This window comes from Microcystis sp. M109S1 (assembly GCF_020247025.1).
Classification (GTDB): domain Bacteria; phylum Cyanobacteriota; class Cyanobacteriia; order Cyanobacteriales; family Microcystaceae; genus Microcystis.
In genome coordinates this window covers 1-15,364 of record NZ_JADBRW010000073.1, presented here as the reverse complement: position 1 = coordinate 15,364, position 15,364 = coordinate 1, and the positions used below count along the sequence as shown (strand labels likewise).

The 15,364-nt window shown below is 43.4% G+C and carries 13 protein-coding genes; 3 read left to right on the top strand and 10 right to left on the bottom strand.

From position 1 onward, the window contains the following. Window positions 1-130 precede the first annotated feature (130 nt). The 6 genes from IM322_RS03515 to sufB form a co-directional block, all read right to left on the bottom strand. Window positions 131-259: a hypothetical protein gene (locus IM322_RS03515; protein WP_287676245.1), complete on the bottom strand. Its 129-nt coding sequence runs from the start codon at window positions 257-259 to the stop codon at window positions 131-133. A 98-nt stretch (window positions 260-357) separates the two neighbouring features. After that, entirely contained in the window at window positions 358-1,863 is a 1,506-nt protein-coding gene (locus IM322_RS03510) for an RluA family pseudouridine synthase (protein WP_287676247.1), read from the bottom strand. 33 nt (window positions 1,864-1,896) lie between these two features. Continuing rightward, complete coding sequence (locus IM322_RS03505) at window positions 1,897-3,159, bottom strand: SufS family cysteine desulfurase (RefSeq protein WP_287676248.1); 1,263 nt, start codon at window positions 3,157-3,159, stop codon at window positions 1,897-1,899. Between the two features lie 55 nt (window positions 3,160-3,214). Beyond that, a complete protein-coding gene (gene sufD, locus IM322_RS03500; protein ID WP_287676249.1) occupies window positions 3,215-4,540 on the bottom strand; it encodes a Fe-S cluster assembly protein SufD in 1,326 nt (441 codons plus the stop codon). A gap of 429 nt (window positions 4,541-4,969) precedes the next feature. Next, window positions 4,970-5,740, bottom strand: a complete 771-nt coding sequence (sufC, locus tag IM322_RS03495) for a Fe-S cluster assembly ATPase SufC (protein ID WP_287676250.1) — start codon at window positions 5,738-5,740, stop codon at window positions 4,970-4,972. A gap of 122 nt (window positions 5,741-5,862) precedes the next feature. Continuing rightward, complete coding sequence (sufB, locus tag IM322_RS03490; protein WP_287676251.1) at window positions 5,863-7,305, bottom strand: Fe-S cluster assembly protein SufB; 1,443 nt, start codon at window positions 7,303-7,305, stop codon at window positions 5,863-5,865. A 223-nt stretch (window positions 7,306-7,528) separates the two neighbouring features. Between sufB and sufR the strand changes: the two genes are divergently transcribed. Beyond that, entirely contained in the window at window positions 7,529-8,167 is a 639-nt protein-coding gene (sufR, locus tag IM322_RS03485; protein ID WP_002789066.1) for an iron-sulfur cluster biosynthesis transcriptional regulator SufR, read from the top strand. Between the two features lie 76 nt (window positions 8,168-8,243). On the opposite strand, the gene IM322_RS03480 is transcribed toward sufR, so the two are convergent. The 4 genes from IM322_RS03480 to IM322_RS03465 form a co-directional block, all read right to left on the bottom strand. Continuing rightward, the gene (locus IM322_RS03480) at window positions 8,244-9,800 is read right to left on the bottom strand and encodes a CPBP family intramembrane glutamic endopeptidase (protein WP_287676252.1); all 1,557 of its coding nucleotides are present in this window, start codon (window positions 9,798-9,800) and stop codon (window positions 8,244-8,246) included. A 176-nt stretch (window positions 9,801-9,976) separates the two neighbouring features. After that, window positions 9,977-11,203, bottom strand: coding sequence for a glycosyltransferase family 4 protein (locus IM322_RS03475; protein WP_287078552.1), 1,227 nt, complete (start codon window positions 11,201-11,203; stop codon window positions 9,977-9,979). Window positions 11,204-11,425: 222 nt separating this feature from the next. Then, the gene (purD, locus tag IM322_RS03470; protein WP_287676255.1) at window positions 11,426-12,691 is read right to left on the bottom strand and encodes a phosphoribosylamine--glycine ligase; all 1,266 of its coding nucleotides are present in this window, start codon (window positions 12,689-12,691) and stop codon (window positions 11,426-11,428) included. A gap of 316 nt (window positions 12,692-13,007) precedes the next feature. Beyond that, window positions 13,008-14,276: a Sll1247 family protein gene (locus tag IM322_RS03465; RefSeq protein ID WP_287676256.1), complete on the bottom strand. Its 1,269-nt coding sequence runs from the start codon at window positions 14,274-14,276 to the stop codon at window positions 13,008-13,010. Between the two features lie 342 nt (window positions 14,277-14,618). Between IM322_RS03465 and IM322_RS03460 the strand changes: the two genes are divergently transcribed. Continuing rightward, window positions 14,619-14,744, top strand: coding sequence for a hypothetical protein (locus IM322_RS03460; protein ID WP_256378253.1), 126 nt, complete (start codon window positions 14,619-14,621; stop codon window positions 14,742-14,744). 26 nt (window positions 14,745-14,770) lie between these two features. Further along, window positions 14,771-15,364, top strand: a 594-nt coding sequence (locus IM322_RS03455; protein WP_287713103.1) for an RNA-guided endonuclease InsQ/TnpB family protein, incomplete at its 3' end; no start/stop codon positions are given.

The following is a 15,364-nucleotide window of genomic DNA, read 5'->3' as shown; positions in this document are numbered from 1 at the left end:
GCCGAAGGCACTGCGTAGCAGAGCGCATCGCTCGTAGGTTGGGTTGACGCAAGGAAACCCAACTTCCAGATTGATCTTAAAATAAGAGATAACTTTTCAAGAATTCTGAATCTAATGAAAATCAAAGCTATTATTCATCCGGCCGAAGAAGGTGGTTACTGACTGAAGTTCCCGCGCTGCCGGGTTGATAACAGCTGTAGGGTGCGTTCCCTAATGTGGCTTCTACTGCTGCACCGATAGATTTTTGAGAACGCACCATGCTCGTTCATTCAAGCAAAGGAGTCAAAAATATGAAGATTTGCCAACCATTGAATCAATAGATAAAACCTAATTTGTTGCTGTTAGCAATTATAGCTCTCAAAAGGGGGTGGGAATGATGAGATCAAGTTCAGTTTCGGTCTGAGGATGACGAAAAGATAATTGTTTAGCGTGTAGGTATAAACGGTCGGACTGCTTACCATTGTACAAGCGATCGCCTAAAATTCCTATCCCTAATCCCTGTTGACTATGAACACGAATTTGATGGGTTCTTCCCGTGTAGGGAATAAATTCTAGCCGAGAATAATTGCCTTCTTTACCGACAACTTTAAAATAGGTTTGACTAGCTTTTCCCCTTTGCCAGTCCACAGTTTGATAGGGTCGATTTTGCGGATTTCCCCAGAGAGGTAGGTCAATTATGCCTGATTCTCGCTCAATAATTTCTGATAATATAGCTTCGTAGATTTTTTCCACTTCTCGCTGTTGAAATTGTTGGGATAAACAACGATAAATATCTAAACTTTTAGCTAGTAATAATAATCCCGAAGTTTCTCGGTCTAAACGATGAACTGGAATGACATTTTTTCCCTGACGACGAAACCGATTGACCACAGCATCTTGACTATCTTGATAACGTCCTGCTACCGCTAATAATCCCGCGGGTTTATTAATAGCAATTATTCCCTCGTCTTCGTAGATAATTTCTAGGGATGAACGTAAACCAGAAAGTAAAAAACCCATGAGAGGTTGACATCTTTCTTGACAAGCGCCATAAAATTCTCCCTGTTTTCTATCTCGATTCGATTCTCCCCACCAAAATTCGGCCATGGCGACAGGTTTTAATCCTTTCATGGCGGCATAATTTAATAATTTCGGGGCGCAACATTCCCCTGTTCCCGTCGGTAACAAATTACTGCCCATCAATTTAGCCAAGGAGAGAGATTGTCCAGAAAAGTTGTTTAAACAGTAGGATTGATACAGCAATTCCTGTAACTGTTTGGAGAGGTTCCTACGCTGTTGCTTAAGTTCAATAATTCTCTGATTGGCTACATTTATTTTATCAATTAAGGGTTCTAAAACTTGTTTTTCTTCCTGTTTTAATTGCTTTCTTGCTCTTTTTTCCTGACGACTGATATTATTTAATTTTTCTAATTCTTCTGGGTTTAAATTTCCTGAATTTCTTAACCTATCTCGTTCCTGTTTATTGTTTTGATGTTGTTGCTGTAAAGCTTGTATTTTGCGCTCAAAATTTGCTTGATTGAGTCGATATAAATTATGTTCGGGAATTGATTGTAGGGTAATAATTTCCTGTTTAATTGTTTCTAAAAGTTGCAAAACTCGCTTTTCTTCCCGAATAATTTTTTCTCTCCCCACTAGGGACGGAACCCAGCCAGCAGCTTCTCCCTGTCCAGAAAAAGCTTTTAAAACTTCTATTTCGCCAGCAGCATTTTCTCCTAACAAAATTCCATACATTTTACCTTGAGGATTGGTGATAGTTGTCATCAAATCTTGGGCAATTTTTTCAGCCAAAAGAGTGCGGGGCAAGCGCAATAACTCGCCCGTTTCGGGACAAATTCCTTGATAATAATAAGTAACTTCCTTCACTCTTTAAGAACAGGAAAAGGGCTAGAAATCCCCCTAAGAAAAACAATTGGCAAAGAAATCAATAGTTTCCTGTAAAGCGACAATAAAGCGATCGATTTCTTCTCGGGTATTATAAAAATATAGACTTGCCCGCGCGCTGCCGGAAGCATCAAAAAGGCGGTGTAGAGGTTGGGTACAGTGATGACCGGAACGAATAGCGACTCCTTCCTGGTCTAATAAAGTAGCTAAATCACTAGCATGAATCCCTTCCACATTAAAGGCGGCTAAACTAGCCCGACCCTGGCCCGTTAAACTAGGTGGCGGACCGTAAATTCTTAAACCCTCAATTTCTCCTAATTTTTTGAACAAATGAGCGGTTAATTCTTCTTCGTAGGCATGAATATTATCCATACCTAAACCCATTAAATATTCTACCGCAGCACCGAGAGCAATCGCTTCGCCGATAGCGGGGGTTCCAGCTTCAAATTTGTGGGGCAGTTCGGCACAGGTAAAATGGTCTAAATAGACTTCCGCAATCATTTCGCCACCACCAAAAAAGGGCGGCATTGCCTCTAAAATGGCCTCTTTGCCGTACAAAAATCCAATACCGGTGGGGGCGCACATTTTATGACCACTAGCCACCAACCAATCACAATCTATGGCCTGCACATCAATGGCTAAATGGGGGACACTTTGACAGGCATCAATTAATACTTTCGCCCCGACTTGATGGGCAAGGCTGACTATTTCGGCAACGGGATTAATACAGCCTAAGGTGTTAGAAACATGAAGGACAGCAACTAATTTAGTTTTGTCAGATAATAAGGATTTATATTGTTCTAAATCAAAGCTTTCTTCGCTGGTTAATTGCACATATTTAATCACCGCCCCCGTCTTTTGGGAGATAATTTGCCAGGGGATTAAATTACTGTGGTGTTCCATGACCGAGAGAATAATTTCATCCCCTGCTTTCAGGGTATTTAATGCCCAACTGTAGGCGACTAAATTAATCGCTTCCGTGGCGTTGCGAGTATAGACAATTTCCCGACGAGAAGCGGCATTAATAAACCTAGCGACCTTATCTCTGGCCCCTTCGTAGGCTTCCGTTGCCCGGACACTTAAAGTATGCGCCCCCCGATGCACATTGGCGTTATCTTTTTCGTAATAGTTTCGCAGGGTTTCTAATACTTGAATCGGTTTTTGGGAAGTGGCGGCACTATCGAAATAGATAAGGGGTTTATCGTGTACGGTTTGATGAAGGATAGGGAAATCGGCGCGGACTTTTTGGGCGAGAGTTTTTTCTTGGATAATTGTCATTTTAGTCAGGAGTCAGAGGGGTACTTTGGGCAGGTTGGCACCCACCCCGGTAGAGTTATTCCACAGTGCGACAGGCGACGCATTGCCCCAATCTTTGGCGGAGGGATTCTAGAGGAATTTTAGCTAAAATCTCGGCCGAGAAAGCATCAATTAACAAACTGCGGGCGGTGTCGGCGCTTAAGCCCCGGCTTTGCAGATAGAATAAATCATCGGCTTCCAGTTGGCTAACGGTTGCCCCGTGGGAACATTTGACGTTATCGGCGGTAATTTGTAATTCGGGTTTGGTGTTGACTCGTGCCTTGTTAGAAATTAACAAATTCCGATTTAACTGGGAGGCGTTGGTTAATTGGGCGGGCTTGGGAACAAACACTTTACCATTAAAGATAGCGTGAGCGCTACCATCAACGATACATTTATGCAGTTGCTTGGTGATGCCGTGGGGATGGTTGAGATAGATGGCGCTGTGGGTATCGGCGGTTTGTTGTCCGGTAATCATGGCTAATCCGTGCAGATTTGTCTCGGTTTGTTCTCCTTTTTGCAGGATATCGAGGTTATGACGGCAGAGTTTAGCGCCCAGATTTATCTCGTTGAGAGTGTAACGGCTATCGCGCCCTTGTTCAATTATCGTGCGTCCGATGTGAAAACCATCTCCTGATTCCCTTTGTACTCTGGTATGGATGACTTCGGCGTTGGCTTCGAGGTAAATTTCCGTGACAGCGTTGGTAAAATAAGCGTAATTTAGAGGTAAATCGGAGCAATGTTCGGCTAAAGCCCCGTAATTCTCAATAATATTGATACTAGCTCCCGTTTCAGCCACGATTAGGCTATGGGGCTGATAAAAGCGGGGAATTTCCTCCACAACGGTGATAAATAAGAGATGTATCGGGGTTGTGACGACGGTATTAGCGGTGACGTGAATTACTGCCACATCCCTTAGGCCAGCTTGGTTGAGTGCGGTAAAAAATTCGGGTGTTTTTTCTTTCCCTAGATAGTTGACAAGAACATCTTTTTGTGCATTGGCGAGATTGCTGACGCTGACACCGGCGGGTAAAGCGGTGATATCGGACAATTCGGGCTGATAAATGCCGTTAACGAAGACTAGGTGGCTGTTTTTGGCTTCGGGTAGCAAAAAGGCAGCGAGGGCATTTTTATCGATTGTAACGGTTTGGGGGACGCGAAAATCGATCGCCCATAGTTGACTTAAATCGGTGAATTGCCATTCTTCGTCTTTTTTGCCCGGGATGGCTAATTCTTGAGCTTTACTGGCTCCCGATTCTCTTAATTCGAGAATTTTACCGTTATCGATAGTGGGAACCGTTTCTCGGGACAATTTTAACAATAATTCTCCTGATTGTTCAGGTTTCGTGATTATGGCTGTCATTGGTAGGAAGGGGTGGAGGTTGGGGTGTGGGGTGTGGGGTGTAGGGTAGTGGGGTAGTGGGGTAGTGGGGTAGTGGGGTAGTGGAGCATTTGGCTGAAATTTCCCTAAACCCCTAAATCCCTATCACCCTATCTCCCGACTCCTGAATACTGACTCCTGAATACTGACTCCTGATAACTGATAACTGATAAGGCTCTTCTGGTTTCTGTGTGGAAACGAGGTCTATACTGATAGTTTTTTCCACAAAATAGTCCTAAAAGTGTTGCCTAGTAAGCATTTCACGATTCCATAAGCAAAAATTATCCCACAAAGTCGAGAAGAGCCAGACAGCAGGAAACTGCCATTTGATGATGCTCACTTAATACATACCGCTCACTTAATACTCAAAACTGACTACTGATAACTGATAACTGATAACTGATAGCTAGATTACTTAACGGCTAATAATTGTTCGTCGAGGAAATCGTAGCCAGTTCTTTCTAATTCGAGGGCTAATTCTTTACCGCCACTGGTGACAATGCGCCCATCGTACATAACATGAATAACATCGGGTTCAATGTAGTTGAGCAGACGCTGATAGTGAGTGATAAGTAAAAAAGCGTTATCGGGAGTAGCTAATTGATTGACTCCCTGGGCAACAATTCGCAAAGCATCGATGTCTAAACCGGAGTCAATTTCATCGAGAATTCCTAAAGTAGGTTCTAATAAGGCCATTTGTAGGATTTCATTACGTTTTTTCTCACCACCGGAGAAACCTTCGTTTAAACTTCTGCCAAGAAAGCTAGGATTCATCTGGACAACTTCTAGTTTTTTCTCGACTAATTCCTCAAAGTCAAAACTATCTAATTCTTCCAAGCCTAGATATTTTTGTCGGGCATTATAGGCAACGCGAAGAAAATCGAGGTTACTAACGCCGGGGATTTCTAGGGGATATTGGAAAGCGAGAAAGATACCCATAAGCGCTCGTTCATCGGGTTCTTTTTCTAAAAGGTTTTCGCCTTTATAAATTATTTCTCCCCCAGTTACTTCATAATCGGGATGTCCAGCGATTACTTTGGAAAAGGTACTTTTTCCTGAGCCATTGCGTCCCATAATTGCGTGGGTTTCACCCGCTTTAATTTCGAGGTTAACTCCTTTAAGAATCTGGTTTCCATCAATACTAGCGGTCAGATTTTTTACTGATAAAATTACTTCACTCATGAGATGTTTTTCTAGAACAAAAATATTAGTTTTTTGGTTGACGGCGAGTCATCAATTGATGGATAAATTGTCTTAGCTTTTGGTGGGTTACGGCTATCGCCTAACCCACCCTACTTTACTGATTAACCGACGGTTCCTTCGAGCTTGAGACTTAGGAGTTTATCAGCTTCGGCGGCGAATTCCATCGGTAATTTACTGAGGACATCCTTACAGAAACCACTGACTAACATAGAGACAGCATCTTCTTCGGAAATGCCCCGTTGTGCGAAGTAGAATAATTGGTCTTCACCGATTTTAGAAGTAGAAGCTTCGTGTTCTACTTTAGCACTGTTGTTATCCACCTGAATATAGGGAAAGGTGTTAGCTTCGGCATTATCTCCAATCAGCATAGAATCACACTGGGAGTAATTTCTTGCTCCCTTGGCTTTCGGTCCCATTTTCACTAACCCGCGATAACTATTTTGGGAGTTACCCGCAGAAATTCCCTTAGAAATAATGGTACTCTTGGTGTTGCGGCCAATGTGAATCATTTTCGTACCTGTATCGGCCTGTTGTTTGTTATTAGTTAGGGCAATTGAGTAGAATTCCCCGACGGAATTATCGCCGACTAAGACACAACTGGGATACTTCCAAGTAATTGCCGAACCAGTTTCTACTTGTGTCCAAGAAATCTTAGAATTAACTCCTTTACACAGACCCCGTTTAGTGACGAAATTGTATATACCTCCCTTACCATTGGCATCGCCAGCGTACCAATTTTGTACAGTCGAATATTTAATATCTGCGTTATCGAGGGCGACTAATTCCACGACGGCGGCATGAAGTTGATTACTATCGTACATCGGAGCGGTGCAACCTTCTAAATAACTTACCGATGCCCCTTCTTCAGCGACAATTAAAGTTCTTTCAAATTGTCCCGTCTCACCGTTATTAATCCGAAAATAGGTGGACAATTCCATAGGACAGACGACACCTTTGGGTATAAAAACAAAGGAACCATCGCTAAAAACGGCCGAATTAAGAGCGGCAAAATAATTATCACCCACGGGAACCACAGTACCGAGATATTTCTGCACTAAGTCGGGATGTTCCTGTAAAGCTTCCGAGATAGAACAGAAAATAACCCCCTGTTCTGCTAGTTTTTCTTTAAAAGTTGTGGCGATAGAAACGCTATCAAAGATAGCATCTACAGCCACGTTAGAAAGGCGTTTTTGTTCCGAAAGGGGAATGCCTAATTTTTCAAAGGTTTCGATTAAAGTGGGGTCAACTTCTTCAAGACTGTTGAGTTTTGCTTTTTTCTGTTTGGGTGCAGAGTAGTAGATAATATTTTGATAATCAATGGCAGGATAGGAAACGTGCGGCCAACTGGGTTCGGTCATCTTTTGCCATTGATGGTAGGCCCGGAGACGAAAATCGAGCATGAATTCCGGTTCCTTCTTTTTCGCCGAAATTAGGCGAATAATCTCCTCATTCAAACCGCGGGGGATGGTTTCCGATTCGATATCGGTGACGAAACCGTACTTGTAGGGTTGGTTAACGAGGTTTTTAACGGTGGTTGCACTCATGGGGGTTGGTGTTCTCTCTACGCGGTAGGCAGGGGAGGCAGTTAAACAACTTTCTTGTTGTTTAAATTGATTATATAATAGATTAACAACAAAGCTGTTGTCAAAGTCACGGAAAATTTCAGAGGATTCTGGTAAACCTCTGTTATTCAAGTTACTCTGTAGGGGTAATTGGCCGCTCCTTGACTCTCAGCAATTGTACGCTAAAGCCTCTGTTTTTGGTATCATGACCACGACTCAACCCGCCTCGACTAAAGACGATATTCTGCAATATTTGCTCAAAAACGGTCAATCTACCGCCCAAGACTTGGCTGAGGAGTTAAGTATTAGTCCGCAAGCGACGCGCCGCCATCTTAAGGATTTGGAGGGGGAAGGACTGATAGAATATTTTGCGGTACAAAATAAGATAGGACGGCCTCAGCACATTTATCGTCTCAGTCGTCAAGGTCGTGGCCGTTTTCCCCATAATTACGATAATTTCGCCGTTTCTTTCCTCAATACTCTCGTGGAGACGGTGGGAGAGCAACAGGTGGGGGAAATTCTCAAAAAACAGTGGCAACGCAAAGCGGCAGAATATCAATTGCGCCTCGGCAAGGGGTCTTTAGGGGAAAGAATGAGAAAATTGCTGGAAATTCGCCAAGAGGAGGGTTATATGGCAGAATTAGTGGCACTGGAAGCAGAAAATAGTTATGTCCTGGCCGAGCATCATTGCGCTATTGCTGAGGTGGCTGGTTCCTATCCCAGTATCTGTGGCCATGAATTAGAAATGTTTGCGCTGCTGCTGCCCGATTGTACGATCGAACGGACTCACTGGATCAATCAAGGTGAGCAACGATGTGGTTATCTAATTAAGTGCAAGGGATGACAGAGAAAGATTAGTTATCTCTAGACTACCAGCTGCTGTTCTGGCGTTCCCTAAAACCAGAGACTTTTTACCTCACCTAACCGGCACCGCTGCCTAATAAAAATAAACTTAACAGGGTGCCACCATTCCAGAGACTATGAACCAACATCGAGGATAATAAATTTTTCGAGCGGGTGTAAACAAAGCCAAGAACACAACCTAGTACGGTTAAAGGCAGCACTTCTGACAAATTTTGGTGAGCAAGGGCGAAAATCAAACTACTAAGAGCGATCGCACCCCAGACGGGTAGATAACGAGTCAAAGAAGCTAGTAAAAAGCCGCGAAAGACAATTTCCTCGAAAAAAGGAGCGGCAAGGGAAGCAGTAAAGGCAAAACAGAGTAAAGCGAAGGTATTCTGGGATTCTAGAGCTAAAGTCAGCAGCGGGTTACTGCCCCCTTGTCCTTGCCAAATTAGTTGATTAAGCAAAGAAACGATAATAACCAGGGGTAAAGCGACAAAATAGCCGGCTAATCCCCAGAGAAACCAAGGACTAAAGAGGTTAAAACGAAACCAATCGGGAGGTAAAGGGCGAAAAGGCTTGATCGCTAGGTATAAAACCGATAAACTGCTCACTGTTAAGGCTAAATAACTAACTACAACGTATATTGCTTTAGCTTCTAGGTTAAATTGTTCGGGATTGAGACTCAAGAAACTCGATAAAATCCCGAAAATTACCGGTAAAACAATTTGTCCGACGAAAAAGAAACCGATAATTATTCCCCACCAGAGGGTTTCTCCTCCCCACTTAGTTTGCCAAGCGAGACTATCATCTAAAAAGAGCAGCGATCGCTGTTGGCGGAGAAGCCACTGCACTAATAAAAAGATCAACAGCACAACACCGATTAAACCGCCGATAAGAGGCAAGAAAGCCAGTAAAATTAGTTTAATTAACCCATTAGCCGCCACTTCACTCTGTTCTTCCTCTAAAGCGAGTAAATCCTCTTGACGATTTTCGAGACTATATAATTTTTCCAGAATGGTATAACGAAACCATCCTTGAAAATTGCGCTCGATTCTCGCTTCAGCATCGGCAGCAATTTGGGGGGGTTCACCGTACAATCCCTCTAACAGCAGCGCATTTTGTAAAACAGCAGGTTTATAGTTCTCAAATTCTGATTTTTCCTTGATGTCTTGCCAGATTTGCCGTGCTGAATCCAAGTCACCTTGACTAGCTTGAATGAGACTTAATTTTAGCTCTAAATCTTTTAAGGAATTGATGTCGCGCTCAAGAGATTTTTTTTGTTCGGGATTAACTGCTGATTTTTCTAGTTCGGTGATTGTTTTTTTGGCACTTTTCTGGGCTGATAAATACTGTTCCTCGGCAGTGGTATAAGGAGCTTCACCGATCAGGGAAGTTTGAATTAATTTAAGATTAGCAAATTCCTCGCTATTAGGGTCAGCATCGCTGCTTAGAGTCGTGGCTTGTAGATTGAGATCGGTTTGATATAGTTGAATATTCGATTGGATTTGGGGCTGATTAACACTAGAAATTAAAGCTGTAACTACTGGGGTTAAGGCAATAATTGTTAAGACAAAAGCGATCGCTTGTTTGAGACTTTGCCAGGGGAGTTTTTTTGAGAAATTATCGAACATGAAAATAGTTAAGTGGGAGTTAGGGGTTAGGTGATGGGGTGATGGGGGTTGGGTAATAGGTGTTGGGGTTTTAGGGTTTTAGGGTTTTAGGGTTTTAGGGTTTTAGTTGAAATTACCCTATCCCCCCATTTCCCTATTCCCCCATTTCCCTATCCCTAATCCCTATACCCTAATTATTAACTAACTACTTGAGAAAAAAGCTTTTCGTATTGATCCAAAGTCTTTTCAAAGGCATAATTTTCCTCCGCGTATTGTCGTCCCTTTTCTCCTAGTATAGTTGCTAAATCTGGGTTTTTATATAGCCTTAAAATAGCCGTAGCTAATGCCTCTGGATCTTCAGGAGTAACCACCAAACCACCACCACTACGCTCGATCGCCCTAGCGGCGGTTCCATCGGCGGGAACAGAAGCAATGATAGCACGGCCACTAGCTAATAATACCTGAATTTTGGACGGCATATTAAAGGAAATAACGTTATGTTTTTGCATCACCATACCCACATCGGCAGCTGCTAACATTTCTGGTAATTTTTCCCGGGTTTGAAAGGGTAATAAAAGCACATTACTGGCCCCCTGTTGTTGGCGATACTTTTCTAGGCGATCGAGTGCTTCTTTTTTACCAACAATTACCACTTTAATCTCAGGGATGTCAACTAAATAAACTGCAGCATCGATCAGGGTTTCTAGGGGTTGGGTTAGGGCAATATTGCCAGAATATAAAACCACAAATTTGCCCTCAAGATGATTTTCTTGGCGAAAATAATTATTGTTTTTCGGCAGAGGTTTAATAAAGCTTACATCCACCCAATTAGGAATTTCAATAATTTTCTGACTCGGCACATTTTTAGTTAGGAGATTTTTGGTAAACCCATCGGCAATAACTGAGATTTTGCTGGCAGTTCGGTAGGCAAATTTTTCGAGACTACTAAAAACCTTAATCATTTTCTCATTAGTTAATAATCCCACATGAACTGCCGCATCGGGCAAAATGTCCTGTAAGTTTAGAATAATTGGCACGCCATATAATTTACTCAATAAAGCGGCGGGAACGCAAACGGGTAATCCGGGTACAGTTAAGAAAATTAGATCGGGTTTTTCACCTTTAAGAGCCTGAAAGAAACTCAAAAAAACAAAGCTCAATTCAAAGAAAATTCGATTTTTTAAACTTCTTTGGGGACGCGCCCAGACGTAGGAACGTTGAATTTTAACACCATTTCGTTCTTCTTCTAGATAGATTTTTCCTCGGTATTCGGGATCGATTTCACTATTAGGATACCAAGGAAAAGCGGTTAAAACCCTGACTTGATGACCTCTTTTAACCAATCCTTCCGCTAATTCTGTCATCAGGGGAGCGATGCCGATCGGTTCGGGGTAATAGTTATAAGAATAGAGCAAAATTCGCATAGGGATGGCAATTTGGTTGGGCGATTCAGTTTCATGATTTTATCAATAGTTACTGGTTTTTTGACAAATCAGATGCGCTTTTGTCAGGGATTGCCCTAGAAAGAGGTTTGGCATCAGGTGAGGATTAGCGGTGAGAGATTCGGAAAAAAAGGGAAATTGGCTAATAAATTAATCCTCAAAACCCCTAACTATTCCCCCTTACCCCTGCCTAAATACTGACCCTTATTTTTCCCTTACCCGGTGGCCGATATCACGACGATAATAGATGCCCTCAAAGTGTATCCTTTTCACCGATTGATAGGCAAGTTCGATCGCCTGATTAAAATTAGCTCCCATAGCCGTGACACCCAAGACGCGGCCGCCATCGGTGAAGATATCGCCGTGTTTTAAAACCGTGCCGGCGTGGAAAACGATCGCCCCTGCGGTTTCAGCGGCCTTAATTCCAGTGATCAACCGGCCTTTTTCGTAGTGGTCGGGATAACCGGCAGACGCGGCCACCACACAAACGGCACTACCGGATCGCCATTGTAAAGAGGGGAAATGAGTTAATTTTTGTTGAGCGCAAGCCAGCAGCAGCGGTGCCAGGGGAGTTTCCAGTAGGGGTAAAACCGCTTGGGTTTCGGGATCGCCAAAACGACAGTTAAATTCGAGAACTTTTGGCTCTCCGGCGGGGGAAATCATTAAACCGGCGTAGAGGACTCCCCGATAGTCAATGCCGCGTTTTTGTAGGGTGGCGACGATAGGGGCGAGGATGTCCCGATCCACCGCTTCTATAATAGCGGTGGTGGCTATGGGTGCGGGGGCATAAACTCCCATACCGCCGGTATTTTTGCCGGTATCGCCTTCACCGATGCGCTTGTGATCTTGGGCGGGTAGCAGGGAACGAAAGCTGATCCCATCGGTGAGGGTGAGGATAGACACTTCTTCTCCCTCTAGGAATTCTTCCACCACGACTTTAGTAAAGCCACTGGTAAAAAGATCATCGATCGCTTCTAGGGCCGTATCTACGGTTTCGGCGACAATTACCCCTTTTCCTGCGGCTAATCCGTCAGCTTTCACCACAATTGGCGCTCCTTGCTCTCGGATATAAGTTTTTGCTAATTCTGCATCCGTAAAGGTTTCTGAGACGGCGGTGATAACTGCTGCTTCGCTCATTAATTCTTTTGCCCAGGATTTGCTCGATTCAATTAAGGCCCCGGTTTGTGTGGGGCCAAAAACGGCAATTTCTTGGCCGAGAAGATGATCGGTAATGCCGAGGGAGAGGGGATATTCTGGCCCGACAACCACCAGATCGACGCAATTTTCTCGGGCAAAGCGGCTAATTTCGGCAAAATCCTCCATTGCTATGGGGATATTTTCACATTGAGGTAAAATTGCCGTTCCCCCATTACCTGGAATACAGAACACTTGTTCTACTTCGGGCGATTGCAGCAGTTTCCAAGCCAAGGCGTGTTCTCGACCACCACTGCCGATAACGATAATTTTCACGGATAAACGCAGCCTAAATGACGATGGTTTAATTATCCCCTAGCTCCGGGTCAGCATTGGCTAGAAGTTGAGATTACTTAACTTTTTAATCGATTTGACGGATTCAGGATTCAGGATTCAGGATTCAGGAGTCAGGAGTCAGGAGATAGGAGATAGGAGATAGGAGATAGGAGATAGGAGTCAGGAGATAGGAGTCAGGAGATAGGAGATTATTTTATTTATTCTCCCCACACCCCACACCCCACACCCCACACCCCACACCCCACACCCCATCTCCCCATTTCCCACTTCCTACTTCCCACTTCCCCACTTCCCATCACTGGATTTGACGGAGACAGGACAAATCAGCTTGACCGAAATGAATACTAAAAGCTACTTGCAGATTTTCTAGGGATTTAACCAACCAAGGCACCCGCTCGCGAGAATAACTCTCGTAGTGGTTAAATAGAATCGAAAAACGTTTATCTAAGTGGGGTTTTGCCTGGGGACAGATCAAAATCAACTTGAGCAATAACCCCACAGTCCGAGTTACCCCCATATTGGTGATCATATCCATAAAAATGTAATGATCGGGTTTTTGGCCGCTTTCCACCACCAGATAATTTAACAGTTGGCTAGAAGTACGCAGCATGAGAAATTCACTCGGTTTTTGTTGATCGCAGTGGGGTAGAGTATTTTGCAGGATATCGTCGAGTTTTTGGTGAAATTGCCCCTTGCCGTAGTCTAAGGAGGTAATTAGATAATCGTAGAGATCATTTTTAAAATCTTTATAGGTACGGGTATAAACTGTATTCGCCAGAAAATTTTGCGAAAGATACTTATAAGTATAATTTCCTGCTACCGTCCCCAGATAATACTTGAGGGTGCGATTTAGCTCCTTATCATTGAGCAGGGTGGGATTTTCCACTGGTTGAATCATTCTCCCCGCTTCTTCCCTGATTTTTGGGCTATGAGCAACCTGTGCCAAACGTACCTGATAGGTGACATAACGAGAGAGATTTACCTCGAAACGGCTCTCGGTTTTCACCTTAATACGTCTAACGGTTTGTCGCTGTTCTCGGGGACTGTCATCACCGAGTAAATAGTAATCATAGAGGTAGGGATAACGATTAATCAGGGTTCCCAGGGAAGCGGCGGTTTTTTCGCTGTATTTGCCGCTAATAATTCTCGTCAGACGCTGCAGCCTAACGTAGTCATCCGAGAGGGTAAAATTTTTGACCAGATGGCGCAAATTGTTGGGGATGCTGTAATGTCCAGGGGGTGGGGAGGGCAAATTTTCCAGTAGCGATACCAATTCGGGAACTGCTGGCTGATGGGCGGGCTGCGTTTGCCATCGATTCACTAAAATATGACAGCAGCGGTTAAAGAAATGATAAAAACGAATTTCGGCATCCTTAGCCTTGACAAGACGCTCTAGGGCTAAATAAATAGGAGCTTCTTGATAGCCCCCACCTTCGATAAACAGACGACAAAAATCCTCGATTAATTGCTCGGGGGAATCGGTCCTGGCGCGGTCGAGCCAATAATCGTATAGTAGCTGTTCTTCGTCTCTTGTTTGTCTTTGTCCAGTGTTTAGACTAGCCATGGTTATTTGATTCAGCCCTCCTAAATCAGTGAGCGGATGGATTTTAGGGCTATGACCATAAAGGGGTCAATTGTGATTAGATAGTAGATGCTCCCTTCTGAGGATGCCCCTATTTTGGGTCATTGTACTGATCGAGTTGATCGATTTTAGCTTGGCAAGTTTGGGAAAATTCCCCTTGGCTTACCCGGCCAAGCTTGCGGACTATGCCCAGATTACTAAAAATTTAGGCAGCGTACCCTGCTAATTAAGTTAGCGAAAAGAAACCCCGATTGTATGTGATCTAAGTCACATTTAAACCTCAATCCATCTTCGAGATAATTCGGAATTTACCTAAAATGTCGGATGAATACCCCCGCTACATTTTTCGACAAGATACTCACCTTTGCGGGGGATGAAATCCGACCAGAATATCAACCGCGTAGCATCGGTTTAATTCCATCATCTGTGGGTAAACTGTGTTATATTTAATTTAGCCAATGGTCGAGGATTGTTAGATGCTAGTCGTAGAAGCAAAGCTAAAAAACGGAACACCAGAGCAATATCACCAGCTTGATGAAGCTATCAAAACTTCTCAGTTTGTGCGTAACTATTGTGTTCGTTATTGGCGGTCCAATCAACGGACAACCCGCAATGTTCTCCAAAAACTTTGTGCGGTACTAGCTAACAATAAAGAGACCCCTTATGTTAATAAATTAAACTCACAAGCACGTCAATCGGCTGCTGATAGAGCCTGGCAATCAATTAATCGGTTTTACCAGAATTGTCATGCTAAGATACTTGGGAAAAAGGGTTTTCCTCGGTTCAAAAAGCATAGCCGTTCGGTTGAGTATAAACTAACAGGTTACAAACTATCTGATCATCGACGTAAAATCAGATTTACCGATGGCTTTAAAGCAGGAGAATTTGATTTATGGTGTAGTCAAAAAACCTTAGTTTATTATTCAGAGCAACAGATTAAAGGGGTAAGAGTTGTTAGACGTGCCGATGGTTATTATTGTCAGTTTTTGATTGACGTAGAACGGCAAGAATACCATAAACCAACGGGACAAATAACAGGAATTGACTTAGGGTTAAAGGAATTTTATACC